The organism is Paenibacillus sp. FSL K6-1122 (assembly GCF_037977015.1).
Taxonomy (GTDB): domain Bacteria; phylum Bacillota; class Bacilli; order Paenibacillales; family Paenibacillaceae; genus Paenibacillus; species Paenibacillus amylolyticus.
In genome coordinates, this window is sequence record NZ_CP150272.1 from 484309 (window position 1) to 507682 (window position 23374).

Annotated in this window: 25 protein-coding genes and 1 riboswitch; of the genes, 17 read left to right on the plus strand and 8 right to left on the minus strand. The window is 47.4% G+C overall.

Annotated elements, in window-relative coordinates:
* Positions 1 to 31: 31 nt before the first annotated feature.
* The gene (locus tag NSQ20_RS02285; protein WP_076319536.1) at positions 32 to 631 is read left to right on the plus strand and encodes a TetR family transcriptional regulator; all 600 of its coding nucleotides are present in this window, start codon (positions 32 to 34) and stop codon (positions 629 to 631) included.
* A complete protein-coding gene (nfsA, locus tag NSQ20_RS02290; protein ID WP_340031726.1) occupies positions 624 to 1367 on the plus strand; it encodes an oxygen-insensitive NADPH nitroreductase in 744 nt (247 codons plus the stop codon). Before NSQ20_RS02285 ends, nfsA begins: the two co-directional genes overlap by 8 nt.
* A 101-nt stretch (positions 1368 to 1468) precedes the next feature.
* On the opposite strand, the gene NSQ20_RS02295 is transcribed toward nfsA, so the two are convergent.
* The 7 genes from NSQ20_RS02295 to NSQ20_RS02325 form a co-directional block, all read right to left on the minus strand.
* Positions 1469 to 2299 carry a TatD family hydrolase gene (locus NSQ20_RS02295; RefSeq protein WP_340031727.1) on the minus strand — a complete coding sequence of 277 codons (831 nt, stop codon included), beginning with the start codon at positions 2297 to 2299 and terminating at the stop codon, positions 1469 to 1471.
* An 81-nt stretch (positions 2300 to 2380) separates the two neighbouring features.
* On the minus strand, positions 2381 to 3289 hold the full coding sequence (locus tag NSQ20_RS02300; protein WP_340031728.1) for an ABC transporter ATP-binding protein: 909 nt from the start codon (positions 3287 to 3289) through the stop codon (positions 2381 to 2383).
* A gap of 37 nt (positions 3290 to 3326) precedes the next feature.
* Positions 3327 to 4085: an ABC transporter permease gene (locus tag NSQ20_RS02305; RefSeq protein ID WP_017690997.1), complete on the minus strand. Its 759-nt coding sequence runs from the start codon at positions 4083 to 4085 to the stop codon at positions 3327 to 3329.
* A complete protein-coding gene (locus NSQ20_RS02310; RefSeq protein ID WP_017690996.1) occupies positions 4085 to 4375 on the minus strand; it encodes a thiamine-binding protein in 291 nt (96 codons plus the stop codon). Before NSQ20_RS02310 ends, NSQ20_RS02305 begins: the two co-directional genes overlap by 1 nt.
* A 224-nt stretch (positions 4376 to 4599) precedes the next feature.
* Positions 4600 to 5640: an ABC transporter substrate-binding protein gene (locus tag NSQ20_RS02315; RefSeq protein WP_340031729.1), complete on the minus strand. Its 1041-nt coding sequence runs from the start codon at positions 5638 to 5640 to the stop codon at positions 4600 to 4602.
* 221 nt (positions 5641 to 5861) lie between these two features.
* A riboswitch (TPP riboswitch) is annotated at positions 5862 to 5974 on the minus strand.
* 144 nt (positions 5975 to 6118) lie between these two features.
* Positions 6119 to 6874 (minus strand): NAD(P)-dependent oxidoreductase, encoded by a 756-nt coding sequence (locus NSQ20_RS02320; protein WP_340031730.1) that lies wholly within the window; start codon positions 6872 to 6874, stop codon positions 6119 to 6121.
* Positions 6875 to 6891: 17 nt separating this feature from the next.
* Positions 6892 to 7278 carry a VOC family protein gene (locus tag NSQ20_RS02325; protein WP_076253877.1) on the minus strand — a complete coding sequence of 129 codons (387 nt, stop codon included), beginning with the start codon at positions 7276 to 7278 and terminating at the stop codon, positions 6892 to 6894.
* A gap of 173 nt (positions 7279 to 7451) precedes the next feature.
* On the opposite strand from NSQ20_RS02325, the gene NSQ20_RS02330 reads away from it, so the two are divergent.
* Positions 7452 to 7961 carry a hypothetical protein gene (locus tag NSQ20_RS02330; RefSeq protein WP_340031731.1) on the plus strand — a complete coding sequence of 170 codons (510 nt, stop codon included), beginning with the start codon at positions 7452 to 7454 and terminating at the stop codon, positions 7959 to 7961.
* A gap of 428 nt (positions 7962 to 8389) precedes the next feature.
* Here NSQ20_RS02330 and NSQ20_RS02335 read toward each other — a convergent pair whose 3' ends face one another.
* The gene (locus tag NSQ20_RS02335; protein WP_340031732.1) at positions 8390 to 9625 is read right to left on the minus strand and encodes an MFS transporter; all 1236 of its coding nucleotides are present in this window, start codon (positions 9623 to 9625) and stop codon (positions 8390 to 8392) included.
* Positions 9626 to 10012: 387 nt separating this feature from the next.
* On the opposite strand from NSQ20_RS02335, the gene serS reads away from it, so the two are divergent.
* From serS to NSQ20_RS02405, 14 genes are all read left to right on the plus strand, one after another.
* Positions 10013 to 11311, plus strand: coding sequence for a serine--tRNA ligase (gene serS, locus NSQ20_RS02340; protein ID WP_047840368.1), 1299 nt, complete (start codon positions 10013 to 10015; stop codon positions 11309 to 11311).
* A 272-nt stretch (positions 11312 to 11583) separates the two neighbouring features.
* Positions 11584 to 12690, plus strand: coding sequence for an Ig-like domain-containing protein (locus NSQ20_RS02345; protein ID WP_047840367.1), 1107 nt, complete (start codon positions 11584 to 11586; stop codon positions 12688 to 12690).
* A gap of 384 nt (positions 12691 to 13074) precedes the next feature.
* On the plus strand, positions 13075 to 13626 hold the full coding sequence (locus NSQ20_RS02350) for a GrpB family protein (protein WP_047840366.1): 552 nt from the start codon (positions 13075 to 13077) through the stop codon (positions 13624 to 13626).
* A 4-nt stretch (positions 13627 to 13630) separates the two neighbouring features.
* On the plus strand, positions 13631 to 14038 hold the full coding sequence (locus NSQ20_RS02355; RefSeq protein WP_340031734.1) for a DUF2809 domain-containing protein: 408 nt from the start codon (positions 13631 to 13633) through the stop codon (positions 14036 to 14038).
* A 28-nt stretch (positions 14039 to 14066) separates the two neighbouring features.
* On the plus strand, positions 14067 to 14624 hold the full coding sequence (locus tag NSQ20_RS02360; RefSeq protein WP_047840364.1) for a GNAT family N-acetyltransferase: 558 nt from the start codon (positions 14067 to 14069) through the stop codon (positions 14622 to 14624).
* 51 nt (positions 14625 to 14675) lie between these two features.
* On the plus strand, positions 14676 to 15005 hold the full coding sequence (locus NSQ20_RS02365; protein WP_036673184.1) for a DUF952 domain-containing protein: 330 nt from the start codon (positions 14676 to 14678) through the stop codon (positions 15003 to 15005).
* 68 nt (positions 15006 to 15073) lie between these two features.
* The gene (locus NSQ20_RS02370) at positions 15074 to 15664 is read left to right on the plus strand and encodes a DUF1572 family protein (protein ID WP_047840363.1); all 591 of its coding nucleotides are present in this window, start codon (positions 15074 to 15076) and stop codon (positions 15662 to 15664) included.
* On the plus strand, positions 15661 to 16239 hold the full coding sequence (locus NSQ20_RS02375) for a histidine phosphatase family protein (RefSeq protein ID WP_047840362.1): 579 nt from the start codon (positions 15661 to 15663) through the stop codon (positions 16237 to 16239). Before NSQ20_RS02370 ends, NSQ20_RS02375 begins: the two co-directional genes overlap by 4 nt.
* 73 nt (positions 16240 to 16312) lie before the next feature.
* Entirely contained in the window at positions 16313 to 17029 is a 717-nt protein-coding gene (pxpB, locus tag NSQ20_RS02380) for a 5-oxoprolinase subunit PxpB (protein WP_047840361.1), read from the plus strand.
* Positions 17026 to 18057: a biotin-dependent carboxyltransferase family protein gene (locus tag NSQ20_RS02385; protein ID WP_340031735.1), complete on the plus strand. Its 1032-nt coding sequence runs from the start codon at positions 17026 to 17028 to the stop codon at positions 18055 to 18057. Before pxpB ends, NSQ20_RS02385 begins: the two co-directional genes overlap by 4 nt.
* Complete coding sequence (locus tag NSQ20_RS02390; RefSeq protein WP_047840359.1) at positions 18057 to 18830, plus strand: 5-oxoprolinase subunit PxpA; 774 nt, start codon at positions 18057 to 18059, stop codon at positions 18828 to 18830. The genes NSQ20_RS02385 and NSQ20_RS02390 overlap by 1 nt, the downstream gene beginning before the upstream one ends.
* A gap of 86 nt (positions 18831 to 18916) precedes the next feature.
* A complete protein-coding gene (locus tag NSQ20_RS02395) occupies positions 18917 to 19375 on the plus strand; it encodes an NUDIX domain-containing protein (protein WP_047840358.1) in 459 nt (152 codons plus the stop codon).
* Between the two features lie 682 nt (positions 19376 to 20057).
* The gene (locus tag NSQ20_RS02400; protein ID WP_339190096.1) at positions 20058 to 20474 is read left to right on the plus strand and encodes a pyridoxamine 5'-phosphate oxidase family protein; all 417 of its coding nucleotides are present in this window, start codon (positions 20058 to 20060) and stop codon (positions 20472 to 20474) included.
* A 483-nt stretch (positions 20475 to 20957) separates the two neighbouring features.
* Positions 20958 to 23225, plus strand: coding sequence for a bifunctional 2',3'-cyclic-nucleotide 2'-phosphodiesterase/3'-nucleotidase (locus NSQ20_RS02405; RefSeq protein WP_340032981.1), 2268 nt, complete (start codon positions 20958 to 20960; stop codon positions 23223 to 23225).
* Positions 23226 to 23374 lie beyond the last annotated feature (149 nt).

Sequence of the window (23374 nt, forward strand, 5' to 3'; positions counted from 1 at the left end):
GAGATGAACGGACAAGAGGGAGCGGGACGGAATGACTGAACCGGAGTTGGATATCAAAACGAGGATATTGCTTGCAGCCAAGAAGCTTTTTGCACAGCAGGGGTATGACGGGACGAGTGTTCGTCAAATATGTGATGAGGCAGGTGCCAATGTGTCGCTGGTGTCTTATCATTTTGGCGGCAAAGAAAAGGTGTTCGAAGCATTATTTGAGCATTTCTTCCCTGGGCATATGATGAACGCGCTGGCTGAAGAGTCCATGTCCTCGCCTGTGGAAGGTATCCGACGAATTATTGGTGAAGTTGTGAAGTTCACGATGACGGATCGGGAGATGAGCGATATTGTGCAACTTGAAATTACACTGCGTACACATCGTACAGCAACCGTATTTCGTTTTCTAGACCCTGTATGGACCCGAGTGAGGGACCTGTTGCAAGAAGGAAAAGACCAGGGATTGTTCCAGGTCGAGTCCGTATCTTATGCGATGCTTCAGGTTATGGGTGTGGCTTTGGCGCACAAACGGGCCAAGAATTCACGATTTGGCTTTGATTATCAGGATATGAATACAGACGAGCTTGCTGAGCAGACAATTGAGTTCGTACTACGAGGATTGGGAGTGAACAGCCATGAATGAAACCATTGAGTTGATGATGAAACACCGCTCTGTACGCAAATACAAGCCAGACCCGGTAAGTGATGAGCAGCTTGCAGCTATCGTAGCGGCTGGGCAGATGGCTTCCTCTTCAAGTAGTGTGCAAGCATATACCGTAATTGCTGTGACTGACTTAGAGCAAAAAGCCAAGCTGGCTGAATTGGCAGGTAACCAGGCCTATGTCAATGAATGTCCGGTATTTCTTGTATGGTGTGCTGATCTGTATCGGCTGAGTGATGCTGCGAATCGTCATCTTCCTGAGAAGGAATCGTATGCCGATTCAACCGAGAATTTCATGGTAGCCACGATTGATGCTGCACTTGCTTCCCAGAATGCCGCTCTTGCGGCAGAGTCACTAGGGTTCGGAATTGTATATATAGGCGGGCTTCGTACCCGGATTGAGGAAGTTGCTGCGCTGTTGGGATTGCCGGAAGGGGTATATCCGGTGTATGGCATGTGTATTGGTGTTGCAGATCAGGAAACGGGAATTCGGCCGCGTCTGCCACTGGATGCAGTTCTTCATCATAATCGTTATAATGCCGAGCAGAGCATCAAAGGTGTTGAGCAGTATGATGAGACAACGACGGCGTACATGAAAGAACGGACTAATGGTGAAAGAACGACTCCATGGTCCGAACTGATGGCGAAGCGCCTGACTGAGCCGACACGGTTGCAAGTGAGACCGTTCCTGGAAGGCAAAGGATTCTTGAAGCGATAAGTTATATAGTAGACTAGAAGTCAGTCGGTGGCGAAGCCGACTGGCTTCTTTGTGTTGTGCTGGCAGGACAAGCGATAGTACTTGCTGTTACCTGATTGTACTCAAGTTAAGCCATAGAAACGCTTTGTGTTCTGATAAAAGAGCCGGGCGGCCCGCTCGGTTCCCATGCCAGTGATTTCGCTCCATGCCTGGATGACCTGTCTGGTCATGGCCGGGTGTGTCATTCGTCCCTGAAATGGTCCTTCGAAGGGCCACGGTCCGTCGGTCTCGGCCATCACTTGTTCCGATGGATATTGCCGGGCGAGTTCACGAATCTCTTCTTCATACCGAATATCCGGCGTGAAGGAAATGAAATAACCGTTGTCCGCCATGCGCCTTACGGTTTGGCGAGAACCTTTGAACCAGTGGAAATGAGCACGTCGGAACTGATATTGCTCCAGCAAATCACAGACGATATCCGCATCATCGTATACCGCATGAAGGACAAGTGGTTTGTTATGCTTTTTGGCAAGTTGGATGAAACGTTCAAGCAGTTCAATGTACCCGCTCTGATCGAAGCGTTGCCCTGCCTGCTCCGCTTCCTGACGATTGTAATAGGGAAGGCCAACTTCTCCTATGGCTGTGGCTTGTCCCATATGCTTCTCGATCCATTGGAAGAAGAGGTCCATTTCTGCAATGGACGGCAGTTCCTGTTCCGGATGGAAACCGAAGGCCGGATAGATGTTACGTGGATGTTTTTTTGCATGCTCGAGATTGGCCTGGGCAGAAGCGAGACTCATGGACACGGCAATGACTGCTTCGACCTGCTGAGACGGGAAAGATAACAGCATCTCGCGTTGTTCGTCAGGGGTATACTGATCGAAGTGAATATGAGCATCAATTAATGGTGCGAAAGCTTGAGAATGCACGAGGGAATTCCTCCTTGTGTTCATTTATATTCTAACTATGTTACGCGGAATTTCTTGTGGTGGATCACCCATTAAAGGGAATTAATAACTTAAAAACCCGCGCTATTATGATAGGCGGGCTTTCTGTTGTTCTTCTCTCATCCACTGTGCAATCTGCCGTTTACGCTCCAGAAAAGCGGATTCCTCCGTAATTTCTTCTCGTCTTGGGCGATCAAAAGGAACATGTACCTCGTGCAACACTGTTGCAGGTCGGTTGGATAATACATAGACCCGATCCGCTAGCAGCAATGCTTCTTCAATGTTATGGGTGATGAACAGCACCGAGCGGCGGTTCTGTTCCCAGATATCGAGCAGCCAGCGCTGCATGTCACTACGTGTCAGTGCATCCAGCGCGCTGAAAGGTTCGTCCAGCAGCATGAGTTCCTGCGGACTGAGCAGGGCGCGCAAAAATGCAGCACGCTGCTGCATTCCGCCCGACAGCATGTGAGGATAGGCTTTCTCAAACCCGGCAAGACCCACGCTACTTAACCACTTACGAGCTTCTGCAAGTGCTTCGACCCGAGGGGGTGCATTTGAAGCCACTTCTCCAGCAAGCAGTACATTGTCTTCAATGGTACGCCAAGGGAAAAGAGCGGGCTGTTGCGGCATATAACTGATCTTGCCACGTTGGCCCGTCACATTATGACCATTCATGAGCACTTGGCCTTCCTGTGGCTTCAGCAGACCGCCGATGATATGGAACAGGGTGCTTTTGCCACAGCCGGATGGACCAACGATAGCAACAAACTCGCCTTGCTCCACAGTCAGGGACAGGCCGTTCAGAACCGGTAGCTTGCTGCGCCGTTCACGGAATGATGCATGAACATTAACAACGTCCAGTGCAGGTGGAACCGGAGCAGGAGTCGTATTGGCAGGTCGATTAGGCGTAGCCGAGTTTAACTTTTCACCGTGCGTTGGCTCCACTGCGTGTGCTCCTCGTCCAGGCTGGACTTGTTCGTCCTGTTGCCGATTCATATGGTCATCACTTCCTAATATACAGATTACTTCTTTATTATCGCTTCTGTGGCCGCCAGCGCACGAGCAGCTTCTCCAGCAGGGCAATGAACAGGAAGAGCAGCAAGCTGAGCGCGACAATAATCATGATCGCCACGAATAGACGATCGGTGCGATAAGCCGACTTTTGCAGCATCATATAATAACCAATACCCTTGTCTGCACCAATCCATTCGGCGATGATGGCACCCATCACGCTATAGGTAGCGGCAATTTTGACACCGGAGAACACGGATGGCAGCGCATGGGGGAGCTCCAGCTTCCAGAAGATATGGTGACGTTTCGCACCAGCCATGCGCATATAGTTCATCATCGCGGCGTCAGTACGGGTCAAGCCATCCATGGCCGCCACTGCAACGGGGAAGAAACATACCAGGATGATCGTAATCAGCTTTGGCAACAGCCCGAATCCAAACCAGATTAACAGGAGCGGTGCGAGCGCAATGGTTGGGATATTTTGACTAAGAATAAGTAAAGGATACAGGGCTGACTTGAGAAAAGGGACTAAATGCAGCACCATCGCAATCAGTAATCCAACCGCTGTTCCAGCGGCGAATCCAATCAGCGTTAACTGAATGGTTGCAGAAGCGTGCATGCCAAGTCGTTCGGCCTGGGTTGCCGCTTCGCGGGCGATGTCGGACGGTGCAGGCAGCATCCATTTCTCAATATGGAAGAGGGAGACGGCTCCCTGCCATATCGCTATAAAGAGAATAACCGCCACAATGGGCGGCCATACACTTTTGAAATAGGCAGGCATTAGCGATACTTCTCCGTCAGGGTATCCATGCTGAAGCCAGTAGGGCTATGGGCGATTTTGATCTGGGAGATGATGCTTGGGCTGCCAGCCTCCACAAGTACCTCGTGCATTTTACGTACAACTTCCAGCAGTTCCTCCAGTTCCCCCTCCATTGTGGTGTCGAGCGCGTTCACCTGATATTTCAGGCCGGATTGCTGAATAACTTCAATGGCGCGATCAACGTAAGGATAAGAGTTCTCGCCATTTGGCGTTTTGGGAATAACTTGAATGCTAAGTAGTGTGCTTGCCATGAGAGATCACGGCTCCTTTCGTGATAAATAAAATGAACTAATGACTGTTACACTTGCCACTTCGATGACAGAATAACCTTCCAATCGCTGTTATCCCCAGATTTTTTTGATTCCCTTTCTCTAAAGGGAAAATCCGGTGATAAAGGCGACCGCTTCGCTTTTTCACGTTATTTCTGTCCTCTCCGTCATCGTGTAAATATTAAGTTCGTTTTATATGAGAAATTTTATTGGGGTAAAAACTCGTTCGTATATGCCTTGCTCACATCGATCTGTTCATCGAGCAGTTTTTTGCTAAACATCCAGTCGGTGTAGTTCTGCCACACTTTCTGTTTTTGCTCACCCCAGCGCGGGGCGTCATCTGTGTACTTGGGACTAAGCCACTTCTGGCTTGCCAGTACGAGGTCTTTGTCCAGATCCGGTACGGCCTTGATCAGAATGTTCGCTGCGTCTTCGGGATGATCAATTGCGTATTGATATCCTTCTGAAGTGGCTTTCAGGAATGCTTTCACCAACTCAGGGTCGTTTTGGATCGTTTGCTCGTTTGTTACGAGGACAGGCGTGTAATAATCCAGTGCATCTGAATAATCCTTCACATATAACATGTCGATCGGTTCCCCGCGCAGTTCGGCTTCAATCCCCGTCCAGGCGTAGAAAATCCACGCAAAATCAATGTCCCGTTTTACTGCGGTGAAAAAGTCGGCGTCACCCATATTAATGTTTTTCACTTTGGATACATCGGCTCCGTCGCCTTCCATAATGGATTGCATCACGGCTTCTTCGACTGGGGAACCCCAACCGCCATAGGTTTTACCTTCAAAATCTTTCGGTGACTTGATATTCCGATCCGCCGGAGCAGCGAAACCAGATGTATTATGCTGAATAACTGCTGCGATGGAGACCAATGGAAGACCCTGTGTGCGGGCTTGAGTTACACTCTCCTGATAACTTACGCCAAAAGGCACTTCATTGGAGGCAACCATTGTATCTGCGCCACCGGCACCTGGTTGTACAATCTCCACGTTCAAGCCTTCGGCTTTATAAAAACCTTGATCTACAGCTGCATACAGGCCGGTATGATTCGTATTTGGTGTCCAGTCGAGCACCACTTTAATATCTTTCAGGGCGGCAGTGTCACCTTCGTTGCTGCTTTCCGTATTTGTGTTGCCGTTCTGCCCAGCTGGGGCAGCTTCTTTGCCACCACATGCGGCTACAGTCACCATAAGCACGCATAAGAGCAACAATCCCATCGTTTTACGCCATTTCATCTGTGGTTCTCTCCTTCGGTATGTCCGGCCGATTGGCACGGGGTACTCCTTGGCTTCATATCCAATCATCTTGCATAAATCGACAGATTTATACCAGTTGAGATCTGGATAACGTCACTTTTTTTAGCTCTCTGGCTATATAAAAGAACATTAAAAAAGCGCCCCGTATTCCGGGACGCGTGCAGGCGTTAGAGAGGTGGCGTTCAGCCATAGGGCTGTGCCATTTCGATATACTCCGATTCCTACGCTGGCATGATCCAGATCAGGTCTAAGGGTTAGTATCTTGGTGGGATACACTCTCAGCCGGCCAATTCCGACTCCCCTGGGAAACTATGAAGTTACGGGCATTACTAGGTGTAATTATAGGCCAGCCGGTGGAACGTGTCCAGTCATGAACTGGATAGGGACACGTATAAGTTATCAAACAGGCCGTTATACATATGTATAACAGCCTGTTTGGATGTGTTATTTTCAATAATTATCGTGGGGAATCATATAAGGCAATCTGACTGAGTGCAAAAGCATCGGATTTTGGGTCATAACCTACCTGTTTCTGAGTGGTTTCCAGATTTAATCGTTTAAACCGATTATTCGAGATCCCATGCAGTATGGTGAAGGGTTCCAGATCGGTAGTTGTAATTGCTTTGAACATCAAATCACACAAGTCAGCTGGACTAATATACGCGCTCATATCCCTTGCCTCCAGCACGGGTCCGTCCGGTTGAAAATCATCATATGCACCTATACGCACCGCAACACTTTGTAAACCTTCGGTATACGCAAAATAGGAAGCGAGCGATTCTCCAAAACATTTGCTAACCCCGTACAAATTCCGTGGGCGTGTCGGCATGTCCGGATAGACCTGAGCATCAATGGGATACCCCTCAATCGTCTGTGCACTGCTTGCCAGAATGACTCTTCGTACACCTTGGTCCTTGGCTGCACGGAATACATTAAATGTGCCTTTGATATTGATGTCCAACAACGATTCATAAAATCCGGCATGCGGGGAAGGATCTCCCGCCAGATGTACAACCACATCCATGCCTTCGCAAGCATGCTGACAGGCTTCGGGGTCTGTCACATCCAGTGTCATGATCTCATGGCCTGTCCCTTGATACGTATGCAGTCTGTCGATATTCAAATCCGTTAGTCGCAGGTGAAATGTCTCTGACAAGTGTTGGGACAAGTCACGTCCAATTTTTCCGGCTGCGCCGGTAATTAAAATGTTCATGAAATCAGCTCCATTTCTTAGCGCTGGAAGAACTCAATCCATTCCTTTTCAGGTCCATAGATGAAGAAATAGCGGTAACCGTTAGGTAGTGTAATAATCTCTCCATCGATAAATTCGGCTTCGGTGGATTGAATGCGTTTGTACTCAGAATCAAGATCATCCACGTGGATCGCAAAATGGTGCACCGTACCTTCGGAAGGCAGCTTGTCGCTGTATCCTTGAATTAGCTCAATCTCAGTCTCGTTACTTCCATTGAAGCCGAGAAAGGCGAGCTGAATGACGCCGTTAGTATGGGTTACCCGGTCTTTCAATTCAAGACCAACGATCTCCGTGTAGAAACGCAGCGTGGTCTCCAGATCACGAACGGCAATGCCGACGTGGTCAATGCGCTTTTGAAAACTCACAATCAAAACCTCCTTATGTAGTGAATGTTTCTACCATTTTAAGGGATATCATAGAGCTGTACTACATGGTTGTCAAATATAGTTTTAAATTGGAAAAATCACAGTTGTTCACAGAATGTTCACTTATGTGAAGGGTTTCCTCATCTCTATAATTACGAAGGTAAACAGAGAGGATGAGAGAATTGCCAACCAGCAAGAAGGAACAAATTATTTTCGGATTAATGATGTGTATAGGAATGGTCTTGGTCATGATGTTCTTCAATCTATGGCACAGTGGGTTACTCGGCAAGATGTCCCCGCTTGAAATACTGCTTCAATTCATATTATGTTTTGTCATTGCGTTTCTGGTGGAGTCTTTCATTGTTGGTCCTGTGGCGAGAAAGATTGCATTCGCCTTGCCCTTCGACAAGTCCAACAAGATTTTAGGTGTGCTCGTCATGTCATTTTTCATGGTGATTGGCATGGTTCTGATCATGTCCATGTATGGAATGATTTCAGCGTATCTTGCAGACCAATTAAGTGGGGGTTCCATATTCCGTACCTATCTTCAGACGATCGCTCGCAACTTCAGCCTGGCGCTTCCATATCAGTTAATCATTCTGGGACCACTCGTGCGATATGTATTCGGTAAATTCATCAAGGATAACGGGCCCGTAATGCCTGTCGTTAACAAAAGTGTGTGATTCGGTTGGCCATAAGTATTTCCTGGGCAATCTTGTGCAAAAGAATAGATATTATTCTCACCTTTAATGAAAGGTGAGAGAGAGGCAAAGATAGGGCACTTGCCACGATGATTACAGCGCTAACGAATCGAGGACACCTTATTAGTCCAGTTTTTAGGGAATAAAAAATCTAACGAATCTCAGCGGCGTTATTATGCAAAAAACCTCCAACGAGACCTTGAATTTGAGATAATTATCTATAATAATGTCTCTAGGATTCGTTAGATTTCAAACATGCAGAAATGGAGGGGAATAGCGTGTGCTAGGTTCGTTACAACAGAGTAACGCTACAAAAAAATGTCCACCGTCAGGTCATGACAGTAGACATTTCAATCTCAATCTCAATAATAGGTAATTCTAATTCTCAGGACTGCAACGACACATAACTGTTAAGTCGCTGGATCCACCACATGTTTGTTCTGCCATTGATACGTGATTACGCTAATGACAAGCAGGCCAACTGCAAAGATCGCAAGCATCCATGCAGATTGATTAACCGCCAGATGATCAAGACTCCATCCCGTGGTCAAAGGCAGAATGGCACCGCCAACCCCACCTGAGGCAATCAAAATGCTGGGTGTGGATTCTTCAGTTCCGGGCAGCAGTTTACTGGCGAAGACAAGGGCAATGGAGAAAATACCTGACATCGCAAGTCCAAGCAGTAAGATGATGAGAAATGCAGACCAGATTTGGTTTGTAAATGGAAATACCATTAACAAAAGAACAGATGCGAGACAACTGTACAGGACATAGACGCGGTATTGGAATTTTTCTGCGATATATCCGGCGAAGAGTCGTCCCACGGACATGGCAATCCAGAAACAGGTGACACTAAGCGCTGCTCCGGCTTCCTTCATGTTCATTTTCTCAATCAGGATCGCCGGCATGAAGTTCGCAAGACTCATTTCTGTGCCAACATATAGGAAGAAGAACAGAACGAATAATACCAGAAGAGTCCTGTTACGGCCACGATAGGTTGGACTGGGTGTACTTGCAGATGCGGGATGCATCTCACCCGATGTCCCAGCAGAGTGCGTATTTACGGAAGCATGATTTGAATTCTGTCGCTCCAGAAACTTATCGAGTTCACCGAATGATCCTTTTGCCCAGAAAACAAAGGTCAGCGCTGCGCAGATCGCAACAACGAGAAAGGAAAGGCGCCAGTACCCGGCAGCAATCAGACCGCTGGCAATGAGCGGCATGACCATCGCCCCGATCCCGAATAACACTTCCAGTCGACTCATGGCAACGGCTGTATTGTCTTTGATTGCAGCGATGATAATGGTGCCAATAACAGCCTCAACCATTCCGAATCCAAAGCCGGCAGCGGGTGCAATGACGAACATCCAGCCCCATGGTGGCAACAGCATATAGGATAATTCTGCAATACAGAGCAACGCAGTGGCGATTAACAGGCCCCCGCGTTTACCAAAGCGTCTGTTCAGCCATGGAGATAACAATACACCACCGAGGAATCCGGCAAATTGAGCAAAGATCAGCGTCCCGCCCTGACTATAATCTTTGCCGTAATGTTCAAGTGCAACCGGCAGAATGGAACCGAGCACAACGTGGGCAAGTCCAATCAGGAAATAGGACAGACATCCGATCCAAAGTAATTTTTTCATAAAGAACTCCTTCTACTTATATACATAATTGACGATCACAATAAAGCGCAATCTTGAAGACAAAGTCTATCATAACAGGACGTGTTAAGTTGTGCCATGAATTCCTGATCGATACAAAAGGTTGCAATCTGGTCCGGCGTTCGTATATACTGAGACACAACAATTACAGATCGGACCATGCCGTTGAAGAGAATCCAACTCGGAGGCGTTTTCGCCAGGGGAGCGATATTTCCCTAAGTTAACCGGAACCGCCCGTTATCGCGGACCAAGAGGCTGAAAGCAGGATATCCTGATTCAGCAAGTTGGGTGGCACCGCGAGCAGAGCGCTCCTCGTCCCAAGGGATGAGGGCGCTCTTTGTATTTTTACAGCCAAAGGAGACGGTGACCATGTTAGAAATGAAGTGGATTCGTGCACATGCAGAAGAGGTTCAGGCCGCAGCAGACGGGAAAAAAATCAAGATCAACATTCGCACATTGCTGGAGCGGGATGAGGAACGCAGAGCACTTTTACAGGAATCGGAAGAAGGACGCAGATTGCGCAATACGTTATCCGCGGACATTGGCAGACTCATGCAAGCCGGGAATCGGGAACAGGCCGAGGGTTTGCGGGCTCAGGTGAAACAGATCAATGAACAGTTGGAACAGGTGGAAGCGAGGCTCGCCCCTGTGCAGGAGGAAGTAACCAAGCTGCAATGGCTGGTACCCAATATCGTATCCCCGGATACCCCCAATGGCTCGTCGGATGCGGATAATGTAGAGCTGCGACGTGTGGGAGAGGTGCCAACGTTCGAGTATAATACCAAAGATCACGTAGAACTTGGGGAGTTGCATGATCTGATCGATATTCCCCGTGGAGTTAAGATTGGTGGTACGCGAAGCTATGTATTAAAAGGCGCTGGCCTGTTATTACATCGGGCAGTACAGCAACTTGCGCTTGATCTGCTGCTGAAGCACGGCTTCACACCGATGGAGGTACCGCTGATGGTCAGGGAGGACGCACTGGTGAACACCGGATTCTTCCCAACAGGTCGAGATCAGGTCTATGAACTTGAAGGGGAGAACAAGTGGCTGGTGGGAACTTCTGAAGTGCCGCTGGTCTCGTATTATGCGGATGAGATTGTTGATGTTCAAGAGCCTGTGAAGTTGGCCGCGGTATCGACGTGTTTCCGCAGTGAGGTTGGCTCCGGCGGACGGGATGTGCGCGGATTGTATCGTGTGCACCAATTTGCCAAAGTTGAGCAGGTCATTCTCTGTGCCCCTGATGCAGAAGAATCGGAGCGCATGTTGCAAGAGATTACGGGACACGCCGAAGAATTGCTGCAATTACTGGAACTGCCGTATCGTGTTGTCGCTGTATGTACCGGAGATATGTCGCAGAAAACGTATAAACAGTATGACATCGAGACCTGGATGCCAAGCCGCGTTGCATATGGAGAAACGCATTCGTCGTCGAATCTGCATGATTTTCAGGCGCGCCGTTCGAATATTCGTTGCCTGGATGCCGAAGGCAAGTTGGCCTATTGTCACACGCTCAATAATACGGCGGTGGCATCGCCGCGTATCCTGATTCCGTTGCTTGAGAATCATCAGCAGGAGGATGGAAGCATTCGCATTCCGGTAGCCCTGCGGCCCTATATGGGCGGGGCCGAGAGCTTGATTTTGCCAGAGCAGGACGAAGTGAAGTAGAGAGGTTAGGTAACGCTTTAGTAATTCAAAAAGGGGATGTTCCAAACGGCATGTTGCATGTGACGATGGGCATCCCCTTTTAAACTGAAATAGTATTTACATAAACCAAGCTCCTACTATGTCGGGCTAAATTCAAAAGTTTTTATAACGATTACACGCTGATCTCATGAATTGTTCCAAGACTCTCACTCACGTTATTCAACTTTATGCAATTCGTATCCGATATAATATAATAGAAGTAAAATATTGGATTATGGGAGATGGATATAGAAATGAGTAGAATCAAACTGGCGCTTCGAGGCACACTTGCTCTAATTATGGCATTAACAATACTGGTCCCTTCGTTGGCCTTGGCGGCTACCGGTGACGTGAAATCGATTGAAATAACCAATAGCAGCCCGCAGAAGATGAGTGTTTCCGAAACAGCTGCGCTTCAGGTGATGGCAACGGTAGAAGGTTTTGATAACAAGCAGGATGTTACCGAAGGCGTGACTTGGTCCACCAGTAATGCAGCAGTCGCTACGATGGTGAAAGGCAAAGTCAAGGCTGTGGCCGCGGGCGAAGCAACGATTTTTGCAGAAGTAGACGGGTCTAAAGCCCAGTTGGTTGTCCAAGTGCAGGAGAAGATCAAAAGCATCAAAGCTTCACCGAAATCCTACAGTTTTGTTAAAGGCAGTGAAAGCACCCTTCCGAAAGTAAGTATTACCCGTGCGAATGGTAAGGAAGAGGATGTGACGTCTGAGATTGTGTGGTCCGTATCCACTTCTTCGGCTGTGCTGGAAAACGGTAAAATCAAAGGCGTTACACCTGGCAGAGTATTGCTGCAAGGCAAATATGGAACAACGATTGTGAAAGTCCCCGTTGCTGTGACGGATGAAATTACCAAAGTTGAAGTCACTCCTGCCACAATGCAGCTGAACATCAAGAAGTCCAAGGCGTTGAAGGTCATCGGGACCTACGCAAATGGCAAAACGATCAACCTTTCGAAACAGATCGTATGGACCTCTTCCAATACAAATGTAGCTATCGTGAAAAATGGAACCGTTAAGACGCTGACCGAGGGACAAGCCACCTTGACAGGAACTTATCAAAATCAGACAATAAAGGCAGAGGTTACCGTTGTACCTTTGCTCAAAAAGTTGATTACAGGCCAGAAAAAACTGGTTTTGTCCCCACAGGGAAGTACAACGCTGAGTGTGATGGCCCAGTATGATACGGGCAAGACCACTGTTGTGACCAACAGTGCGGTGTGGAGCAGCACAAAGCCGGGCGTAGCGACAGTAACAAATGGCAAGATCGTGGCTGTAGGCAAAGGGAAAACGTCCATCACGGCCAAGTGGGGCAACAAAAAAGTGACGATCCCTGTTACGGTAAAATAAATCTTCATATAATCAAGCATCTTGCATGAATCAAAAGTTAGTTTCAGTACATGACACGTTAAAATCATCAATATCATCAAGGTAACAGACAACTAGGGGCGTAGACATACGCTCCTTTTTTGGATATATAGAAATATGTATCTGAAATGCCTTCTGCTTTAACAACTATATAAGGGGATTGGATGGGAGGAATATGAAAGCTTCGATTATAAGCTCAGACTCTAACTCTAGTGATCTGGCTTACCTGAAATATCTTCTTTTATCCCTAAGTTCCACACTTACATTTCAACGGAGTACTACGATTAAGCGCATGAAGCAACGCACCTATCAAAAATACAGAGAAGGTTACCATTTAAAATGTCATGGTGAAGAGGAGATACCTGAATGAAAGATCCAATGCAACCGGAAAATTGGCCTGCCTGGGCGACAGAGTCGGTAGAGATTGCTCCGGCCAACCCCAATTGGGATGCGCAGGCTCAGGATGAAATCCGGCAACTCAAACGTCTTCTAGAGCAGTTTAATATTCATCAATTCGAACATATCGGAAGCACGTCCATTCCAGGGTTACCCGCCAAGCCCATTATTGATCTGATGGCAGAGGTACAGTCATGGGATGACATGGATCTGATCGCGGATCAGCTGAATCCGTTGGGCTGGAACTACGTTCCGCCTGAACTGGATGGACGGGAGTACAGACGATTCTGGGTCAGGGTTAAGGATGGCAAGAGAGCTGTACACCTTCATCTGATGCGCCCGGGAGAAGAACGCTGGGATCGTCAAATTCGGTTTCGGGATGTGCTGAGAAAACGCCCAGATCTGGTGGAAGCTTACGCCGTCCTGAAGACAAAGCTTGCTGATGAGAACAAGGAAGATAGGGAATCGTATACCGCTGCCAAAACGCAATTTATTTTACAAGTGCTTGATGAAGGCGTGTGATTGATTGAAAAGCGTACTTATCAAAGACAGGCTGATCTATTTCTTCGCAGTCATGATGACCATGGCGGCAGGACTCGCATCCAGACACTTTGGTGATCGATTGCCGGATTGGGTGCATGAACATTTCGGAGATGCATGTTGGGCGGGCATGATTTATTTCGGAGTACGCATGGTGTGGCCTCATCGCAGCTTGGTATGGGCGATGTGTTTGAGCTGCGTATTCAGCTGGATGATTGAGTTCTCGCAGTTGATTCAGACGCCTTGGCTGATTGAGGTACGCTTTACCGTATTAGGTGCTCTTATTTTGGGACATGGTTTTCTGGTGATCGATCTGATTCGATATACGGTCGGTATTCTGTGCATGGTTATGATAGATCGTTATTTCCTGAGAAATAAGATGGCTGGATCATGAACTCAAGTGAATCATGGAGGTGTGCTGCATGAATGTAGAAAAACTTTTTGCCGAATTGCCCGAATTCGAAACACAGCGGTTAAAACTGAGGCGGCTTACGATGGATGATCTTGATGAATATTATGCGTTTGCCTCTGATCCGCGAGTGAGTCAGCAAAGCTTGTGGAACTGCCATGAGACGGTGGAGGATTCAATTCAATATATTCAGCGGGTGCTGGATAATTATGAACGGAAAACGGTACATATCTGGGCTTTTGTTTTAAAGGAAACAGGGACCTTGATCGGGAGAGGTGGCATTTTTCATCTCAACGAACCCATGCAGAGTGCTGAACTAGGGTACGCGATAGCCAGCAGTCACTGGGGTAAGGGGCTCGCAGCAGAAGCGATGCAACCTATCGTGGATTATTGCTTTCAGGAACTGGACTGCAATCGGTTGGATGGGAAATGTAATGCAGGCAACATAGGCTCTGCACGCGTAATGGAGAAGCTGGGCATGTCGTACGAAGGTTTGTTACGCAAACAGTTGAAGGTCAAAGGTGTATTTACAGATCAAAAATTGTACTCCCGTATCCGGGATGATCTATAATACTTCCAATGACACATAGGGTACATCGCAGAAATTGAAGGAGGCGGAACCATGATCTATAGTATTATTTCCCGTTCGTTGTGGGAGCAAGTGTCAAAAGGGACTGAGTATGCACCAGATAGCCTGGAGACAGACGGATTCATTCATTGTTCCACGAAGGAACAGATCCCATGGGTAGCCGGGCAATATTATGCAGGCCGCACAGATCTGTTATTACTTAGTATTGATGAGAAGGCGTTGAAGCCAGAACTGGTGTATGAGGATCTCTACGAATTGAATGAACTATATCCACATATCTATGGAGAGCTCAATCTGGATGCGGTTCGCAAAGTCATTCCATTTGAACCGAATGCAGACGGTACGTTTTCATTTCCTGAATAAATAACATGTGACGCTTCTATTTGGACGTGATCTGGGGACATTATACTTTTTCGAAGGGTGGTTAACGGATGGATATGAATCAGGTTTTTCTGGAGACAGCCGAGAAGCAATTCTTGTATTACAAGCAGCTCGGGGAAAAAGCCATGGCACAACTGGATTCCGAGCAATTGTTTCAATCCTGGAATGAAGACGCGAACAGCATTGCGGTAATCGTAAAACATCTATGGGGCAATATGCTGTCCCGCTGGACGGATGTACTGACAACAGATGGTGAGAAACCGTGGCGTGAACGGGACGCCGAGTTCGTGAATGATATTTCGTCCCGGGAAGAGTTGCTCTCCAAATGGGAGGAAGGCTGGAATTGTCTACTCGAATCCATTCGTTCGTTTACCCCGGAACAATTGTCTCATATCATATATATTCGGAATGAAGGTCATACCGTGATGGAGGCCATTATTCGGCAATTAGCACATTATCCGTATCATGTTGGGCAGATTGTATTTGCCGCGAAAATGCTTAAAGAAACAGCTTGGGACAGTCTCTCGATTCCGAGAAACGGGTCAGATCAATATAATGGCGGCAAATTTTCCAAACCGAAGGCACGCAAACATTTTACAGAAGATGAACTTCATATAGAAAAAGGTGAGGAACAACAATGACTCAAATTGCATTGATTCGCCATGGAAGTACAGCGTGGAATAAGGAAAAACGTTCCCAGGGACAGACGGATAATCCGCTGGATCAGGAAGGCAGGGAACAGGCGGTATTACTTGCCGCGAGACTGGCCGACGAATCCTGGGATGCCATCTATGCAAGTGACTTGGAACGTGCAAGTGAGACAGCTCGCATCATTGGTGATCGCTTGGGTATTCAGGAGATTCATCTGGACCCTAGACTTCGCGAGATGGGTGGAGGACAGGTCGAAGGAACGACGGAAGAGGAACGGTTAGCCAAGTGGGGAGCGGATTGGAGTACTCTGGATCTGGGACGTGAGCTTGTAGATGCAGGGACTGTTCGAGGTAGTGCGGTGCTTGAAGATATTGTACGGCAGCACCCCGATGGAAGAGTGATTGTTGTCAGTCACGGAGCCGTTCTGCGTAATACACTGCGAGGTCTGGTGCCTGAACTGGATATCAGCGTGAAGCTGTCCAACACATCCATTACCCGGATCGCCAAGAATGAGAATACGTGGCAATGCGAACTGTACAATTGCAGCGTGCATTTGGATTCTTAGAGAGAGTCTCAATAGATGGATGCCCTGACGTTAAAACGCTAGCAAACTTTGTGGACAAAGGGGGAGATGGCGCATGACCGAATTGACGTATGCATGGACGGAGGAGATCCTATCTCCGCTGGGTGAGACAGCGGTTATCATCCAGTGTGGAGATCAATTGTCTGACGCTGTGCAGCGCAGAGTGATGTCTGTATGTGCTTTGCTGGAAAAAAGCACTTTGCCAGCCATGATCGAATGGGTGCCTTCTTACACGTCCGTTACAGTATTTTATGATCCGTTCATCTCCTCTTACCCTCAGTTATGCAAGATTCTACTTCAACAGTTGAATCAAATGAAGGAATCCGTACAAGACAAACCCAGAACGGTCACGATTCCCGTATGTTATGGTGGCGAGTGGGGCCCTGATCTGGACTACGTTGCCAGTGAACATGGACTGACCGCAGAGGACGTTATTGCGATTCATACATCCGGGGATTATCTCGTACATATGATTGGGTTTGCACCGGGTTTTCCGTATCTCGGCGGGTTGTCTGAACAGATTGCTACGCCCAGACGGGCAACGCCAAGGCTTCGGGTTGAGGCGGGTACAGTAGGTATTGGTGGCAAACAGACAGGAATCTATCCAGTGGACACACCCGGAGGATGGCAATGTATTGGACGAACGCCACTCCGGTTGTTTTGGCCGGAAGAGAACGTACCGAGTTTGCTGGCAGCAGGTGATCGGGTTCGATTCAAACAGATTACGATGCAGGACTATCTGGCCTTGAAGCGGAAGGAGGGCGAACGATGAGTATCGAAGTGATTCGCCCTGGTCTGTTATCTACCGTTCAGGATGAAGACAGAACCGGCTATCGCCGGTATGGTATTCATCCTGGCGGGGTCTTGGACACCTTTGCAGCCAGAGCAGCCAATATGCTTGTGGGCAACTCCCGACATGCGGCAGTGCTGGAGATGACGATGACGGGACCGGAGCTTCGATTTCAGGAGAGCCAGCTAGTCTCATTATGTGGAGCTGATTTGACGGCAACGGTGGATCATCTGCCTGTACCTTTGTGGCGTCCTGTGCTGGTGCGGGCAGGAAGTGTACTGAAGTTTGGCCCATGTCGTCATGGTTTGCGTGGATATCTGGCGATTGCGGGTGGAATAGCTGTGCCTGAAGTGATGGGCAGTCGAAGTACAGACCTCAAGACAGGTCTTGGCGGTGTGGAGGGCCGAGCCTTGCACGTGGGGGATCTGTTATCCATAGGTGAACCTTCTGGTGAAGCGCAAGGTTGGATGCAGCGTATGGAGCAGCAGGTAAAGCAGAGTGAGCGGGACCACCGAATATTGGCGCCTGCGTGGCTTTTATCTGAACGTGAAAGACCTGACTATTATGGGCAACCTGTTATTCGTGTGATGGAGAGCAAGGATAGTTCGCTGTTCAGCGAGACGAGTCTGGGACAATTCTATGCCGAAAAATACGTGATCTCTCCACAATCCGATCGGATGGGCTATCGCTTGCAAGGCTCCAGACTGGAGCTGGATCAGCCCCTGGATCGGCTGTCTGAAGCCGTTACCTATGGCACGGTGCAGGTGCCACCTGATGGTCAGCCCATCATCTTGATGGCGGACCATCAGACGATTGGAGGTTATCCTGTCATTGCACAGGTAGCTCGGGTGGATATACCAATCCTGGCTCAGGCTAGGCCAGGAACCCAAATTTCTTTTAAAAAGATTACGCATGATCAAGCCGGACAGTTGTATATGGAACAGGAAATCAATATGCAGTTCATGGATAAGTTGATACGCAGAAGAATGGCAGGAATGGGGGGCGCTTAATGAATACCTCGAAAACCTTGGATATCAATTGTGATCTGGGCGAAAGTTATGGTATATATCGCACGCTGTCGGACGAGGCCATTCTACCCTTGATTACATCAGCCAATATTGCCTGCGGATTTCATGCAGGAGACCCGGCTACAATGCGGCTGACGGTGGAGAGGGCATTGGAGCATCAGGTTGCGATTGGAGCCCACCCTGGGTTGCCGGATTTGCAAGGATTTGGCAGAAGACGTATGGACATTACGCCACGGGAAGCATATGACATGGTGGTGTATCAGATCGGTGCGCTGGATGCCTTTGTCCGTGCAAGTGGGGGGCACATGCATCACGTAAAACCACATGGTGCTTTATACAATATGGCCGCAGAAGATGCGAAGCTTGCTGAAGCCATCGCCGAGGCGATCTATCAAGTGCAGCCTGATCTGTATTTGTATGGTCTGGCGGGCAGTGAGTTGATTCATGCCGCGGATCGCATCGGTCTGCGTAGTGTGAGCGAAGTGTTTGCGGATCGAACCTATGGGACGGACGGAAAGTTAACTCCTCGCAGCCAAGCTGGAGCCCTCATTGAAGAATCGGGACAAGCGATTGCTCAAGTGCTTCGGATGGTGAAAGACGAAGTCGTTGTATCCACGGATGGTACGTTGGTTCCCATTAAGGCAGAGACTGTCTGTATCCACGGTGACGGTTCGAACGCTCTCGCATTTGCTCAAGAGATTCGTCGTGTGCTGGAATCGGAAGGCATTAAATTATCTTCGCATACCACGGGATGATAACCATGTTCAGCAGAACAACAGTAGTATCAGGTTGTTCGGATTGAACTTTGAAATTTTGGAATGACAAGGAGTGAATGAACAGAATGAAACCCATACGCAACTCGGCGAAGGCTGTCATTGTGCAGGATGGACGATTGCTGGTCATCCGGCTGGAAGACCAATATGGTACCGCTTATGTGTTCCCAGGTGGAGGACAGGAGAAAGGTGAAGAACTCAAGGATGCGGTCGCGCGCGAATGTCTGGAGGAGATTGGTCAGGCCGTGAACGTGGGAGAGCTGTTACATATCCGGGAGTATATCGGTAAAAATCATGAATTCGCCGAGTGGGATGCAGACATCCACCAGGTTGAATTTTATTTTGCGTGCAGCCTGATAGATCCGGAGGCAACCGTTTTTGAAGGCTCCAATCCAGACGACCACCAAGTCGCCGTGGAATGGATTGCCCTTGAAGAGCTGTCCCAGATTCGTTTATATCCAAAAACCATAGGTGAGTTGCTTCTTCAATCGGGCTCTTCATCAATCTATCTTGGAGATCTGAATTAAATCAGTCATGAAGAATTTAAGCGATAACCCCTTTATGTAAACATTTTTATAAAGAACTTTTCCAATTTTGTCACGTTAGCGTATCGGTTCATGGATTCACCATAGGTGAGGTGGGTACACTATAAGTACAGGCTTATTACAAAAGCATTTGCATTAAGCTGTCTCTAGTAATAAGGGATTAATGAACTGTCATTAAACACAAAGAGATAGTAACAACTACACTTCTCTTGTACTTTTTATTATTCACCCTTAATTGGAAGAACGGTAGACGTAGTGGAGGGGACGGAATCGATTCTGAGGAAGCGAAGTGTTCGCATGTATCTTGGGTTATCAATCATATATCCTTTGGAATTAAGCATTCACACGATAACGGAGAGGACAGAAGAAACCTGAAAAAGCGAAGCGATCGCCTAAAAGCTTTCTGAAAGAAAGCTACATCGGAAGCATACGCTATCACCGGATTTTTCCCTTGAGAAAAGGGAATCAAAAAATCTGGGGATAACAGCGATTGGAAGGTTATTCTGTCATCGTAGTGTCAGTGTAAATCGTCTTTAATCCAATGTATACGATGAAGAGATCAGGATCATTGCAAGATAACAGCGATCCAAAGAACGATCCGCACCCGCAACGGCCTTCTACAGAGTTCTTCCAACATCCCCCCAAACCGAAAGGAGCACTTCCCATGAACCAGACTGAATTGGAACAAAACATTGTAAAAGCATTGGAAAATAACCCTTTTTGCAGCTTCTCCACTGTGGAGAATGGTAAACCGAAATCCCGCTATATGGCGCTTTTCAACGATGGACTGAACATTCATCTGGCAACGAACCGCCGTACACACAAAGTAGAGGAACTGGAGAATAATCCGAATGTTAGCCTGCTACTAGGTTATGAGGCTGGTGGTTCCAAGGAAGTAGTTGAGATTGAAGGAACCTGTGAAGTGACAAAGAACGAAGGCTTGCGTGAGCAAGTGTGGAACGATGAACTGAAGGTGTGGTTCGATGGACCTAATGATCCGAACTATGTCATTCTGGACATCACCCCGGCTCGTATCGAATATACAGGGAAAGATCATGAACATCATGTGTGGGAACAATAATCCGAATATGAACATAACCTCTGCAAAGTAGCGTCCTTATGCGAAAATACGCGCAGAGTTTAATCCAACCGTGAAAGCCATTAAGGTTTCACGGTTTTTGGTATGGATGAATAACGCTGAATTGGATATACATGTAAGGCACATGTAATATACGTATTTCAAAGATAATAAGCACTAAATACCTACTAAAATGTTGAAAAAAATGTCGAAATCACGCATGATAATGTAAACTTACCTAGGTATGTGCGGGTAATGTAAAAAATAATGCTTTTCAATGACTGAACATTGCGTTATGATTTGGAATGTAAACGACAAGCACAGACATAAATAGATGTTCATGTGAGATAAACTTACCTGAAATTCCGATGCATGTCATCAGAGCGTCAGTACGCACAACCCATGAAATCTATCTTTTTTCTGCGCTCTTCGTTTGCCCATTAATGCATGATTCAATGTACATAACCGGGAGGGGTTATTTTGAAAATGAGAAAAAAAGTATTATCAAGCCTGACTGCCGCTTTGGTTGCATTAAACGTGCTTGCGGTATTTCCGGTACCTGTGTCGGCTGCGGATGCTGCCAAAGTTAAACTGCGGATCATGGAGACCACAGACATTCATACCAATCTGGTTAACTATGATTATTATTCCGACAAAGAGACAGACCAATATGGACTCGCCAAAACAGCAACACTGATTAAGAAAGCCCGTGACGAAGCGAAGAACAGCCTGCTGTTTGATAACGGGGATCTAATTCAGGGGAATCCGCTGGGAGACTACACTGCCAAAATTGATCCACTGAAAAAGGGTGAGACTCACCCTGTATATAAAGCGATGAATCTGCTTGATTATGATGCAGGTAACATCGGTAACCATGAGTTCAACTATGGTCTGGACTTCCTGGACATGACGCTGGAGGGAGCGAACTTCCCTTACATTAATGCCAATGTTTATGTAGACGATGGTGATGATGATGAGACAAATGACAAGAACTATTTCACACCGTATGAGATTTTGGATAAAAAAGTAACGGATGAGACTGGCAAAGAACATACGATCAAAGTAGGTGTGATCGGATTTGTACCGCCACAAATCATGCAATGGGACAGCGCTAATCTTGAAGGTAAGGTCATCGCCAAAGACATTATTGCTACTGCGAAAAAATTCATTCCTGAAATGAAAGCCAAAGGGGCCGACATTATTGTAGCTATTCCTCACTCCGGATTTGAGGAAATTCCTCAAACGGATCTGATGGAGAACTCCGTTCTGTATCTGAGCCAAGTTGAAGGCATTAATGCTATTCTGTTTGGACATGCCCACAAAGTGTTCCCAAGTGCTGATTTTTCCGGCAAAAAAGGGGTAGACCTGGAGAAGGGCACCATTAACGGCGTTCCTGCTGTAGAGCCAGGATTCTGGGGGGATCACCTGGGGATTATTGATCTGGATCTAGAACAAGTGGATGGAAAATGGAAAGTGGTCGATTCCAAAACGGAAGCACGCCCAATCTATGACACAGCGGGCAAAAAGCCACTGGTAGAGGCTGATCAGGACATCATTGATGCGGTTCATGAAGAGCATGAAGGTACATTGGAGTATGTTCGTGGTCCGGTGGGCGAAACGACTGCACCCATCAACAGCTTCTTCGCTCTGGTTCAGGATGATCCATCCATTCAGATCGTAACGAATGCACAGAAATGGTATGTCGAAAAACATATGCAAGGTACGGAATATGAGAAAATCCCTGTATTGTCCGCAGGTGCACCGTTCAAAGCCGGTGGACGTTCAGGCGCTTCGTATTACACGAATATTCCTAAAGGCACCATTGCCATCAAAAACGTTGCTGACCTGTACGTGTATCCAAATACGGTACATGCTGTAATGGTTAACGGCGCAGAACTGAAAGAATGGCTGGAATGGTCTGCAGGCCAGTTCAACCAGATCGACCCGGCTAAAGGTGGACAACAACAACTGATCAACAATGACTTCCCAACGTACAACTTCGATGTTATCGATGGTGTAACGTATCAGATTGATGTGACACAACCAGCCAAGTATGACGGCAAAGCAACCGTTGTAAATGCATCGGCAAGCCGGATCAAGGATCTGAGTTTTAACGGTAAACCGATTGACCCAGCGCAAAAATTCATCGTAGCGACGAATAACTACCGTGCTTCTTCGTCCAAGCTGGCTAACCCGGACGGTAAACGTATTGTTCTGGCTGCACCGGATGAGAACCGTCAAGTGATCATCGACTACATCCGTGAGAATAAAACGATTAATCCGGCAGCGGACGGCAACTGGTCCCTGGCACCAATTAAGCCATCTGCTGGGTTAACCGCAGCAGCGCTGAACGATCTTGAAGTTGTGTTTGCTTCTTCCCCGGATGCAAAAGATCTGGTTGAAGCAAACCCGGCGATGTCTTTCATTGGTACAAATGATGATGGTTTTGCTGAATACGGCATGAAATTGACTGGAGAAGCAACAACAACTCCGAAACCAGGTACGGAGCCTGCTCCTACGCCTACAAAGCCAACTAAACCTACGGAGCCGACTACTCCAACCAAACCAACGACCAAGCCACAGCCTGAGAAACCAGCGGGCGGCAAAGTGGTATATGTGGTGAAAAAAGGCGATAACTTGTACCGCATAGGTTTGAAATATGGTGTAGACTGGCGCAAGCTTGCGACAGCTAACCAAATCTCAAATGTGCATAACCTGAAAGTTGGACAGAAAATCGTGATTCCCGCTTCTTAAAGTTTAATAAGTTGAGGGAGACCGACAGTCATCAGACTGTCGGTCTTTTTTTCTGCAAATTTGAATATATTTGTTCCAAGAACCGTCATACAGGAAGTCATCAAAACAGTAGAGATTAATTTTAAGACCCATGATATAATATTTACAAA

Coding starts and splice junctions, on each gene's coding strand:
- NSQ20_RS02365 (WP_036673184.1), top strand. CDS start 14,676: ATGATCTATAGTATTATTTCCCGTTCGTTGTGGGAGCAAGTGTCAAAA.
- NSQ20_RS02295 (WP_340031727.1), bottom strand. CDS start 2,299: ATGAACACAAGGAGGAATTCCCTCGTGCATTCTCAAGCTTTCGCACCA.
- pxpB (WP_047840361.1), top strand. CDS start 16,313: ATGACCGAATTGACGTATGCATGGACGGAGGAGATCCTATCTCCGCTG.
- serS (WP_047840368.1), top strand. CDS start 10,013: ATGTTAGAAATGAAGTGGATTCGTGCACATGCAGAAGAGGTTCAGGCC.
- NSQ20_RS02385 (WP_340031735.1), top strand. CDS start 17,026: ATGAGTATCGAAGTGATTCGCCCTGGTCTGTTATCTACCGTTCAGGAT.
- NSQ20_RS02350 (WP_047840366.1), top strand. CDS start 13,075: ATGAAAGATCCAATGCAACCGGAAAATTGGCCTGCCTGGGCGACAGAG.
- NSQ20_RS02390 (WP_047840359.1), top strand. CDS start 18,057: ATGAATACCTCGAAAACCTTGGATATCAATTGTGATCTGGGCGAAAGT.
- NSQ20_RS02395 (WP_047840358.1), top strand. CDS start 18,917: ATGAAACCCATACGCAACTCGGCGAAGGCTGTCATTGTGCAGGATGGA.
- NSQ20_RS02320 (WP_340031730.1), bottom strand. CDS start 6,874: ATGAACATTTTAATTACCGGCGCAGCCGGAAAAATTGGACGTGACTTG.
- NSQ20_RS02335 (WP_340031732.1), bottom strand. CDS start 9,625: ATGAAAAAATTACTTTGGATCGGATGTCTGTCCTATTTCCTGATTGGA.
- NSQ20_RS02400 (WP_339190096.1), top strand. CDS start 20,058: ATGAACCAGACTGAATTGGAACAAAACATTGTAAAAGCATTGGAAAAT.
- NSQ20_RS02285 (WP_076319536.1), top strand. CDS start 32: ATGACTGAACCGGAGTTGGATATCAAAACGAGGATATTGCTTGCAGCC.
- NSQ20_RS02310 (WP_017690996.1), bottom strand. CDS start 4,375: ATGGCAAGCACACTACTTAGCATTCAAGTTATTCCCAAAACGCCAAAT.
- NSQ20_RS02370 (WP_047840363.1), top strand. CDS start 15,074: ATGGATATGAATCAGGTTTTTCTGGAGACAGCCGAGAAGCAATTCTTG.
- NSQ20_RS02360 (WP_047840364.1), top strand. CDS start 14,067: ATGAATGTAGAAAAACTTTTTGCCGAATTGCCCGAATTCGAAACACAG.
- NSQ20_RS02305 (WP_017690997.1), bottom strand. CDS start 4,085: ATGCCTGCCTATTTCAAAAGTGTATGGCCGCCCATTGTGGCGGTTATT.
- NSQ20_RS02330 (WP_340031731.1), top strand. CDS start 7,452: ATGAGAGAATTGCCAACCAGCAAGAAGGAACAAATTATTTTCGGATTA.
- NSQ20_RS02405 (WP_340032981.1), top strand. CDS start 20,958: ATGAGAAAAAAAGTATTATCAAGCCTGACTGCCGCTTTGGTTGCATTA.
- NSQ20_RS02345 (WP_047840367.1), top strand. CDS start 11,584: ATGAGTAGAATCAAACTGGCGCTTCGAGGCACACTTGCTCTAATTATG.
- nfsA (WP_340031726.1), top strand. CDS start 624: ATGAATGAAACCATTGAGTTGATGATGAAACACCGCTCTGTACGCAAA.
- NSQ20_RS02375 (WP_047840362.1), top strand. CDS start 15,661: ATGACTCAAATTGCATTGATTCGCCATGGAAGTACAGCGTGGAATAAG.
- NSQ20_RS02315 (WP_340031729.1), bottom strand. CDS start 5,640: ATGAAATGGCGTAAAACGATGGGATTGTTGCTCTTATGCGTGCTTATG.
- NSQ20_RS02300 (WP_340031728.1), bottom strand. CDS start 3,289: ATGAATCGGCAACAGGACGAACAAGTCCAGCCTGGACGAGGAGCACAC.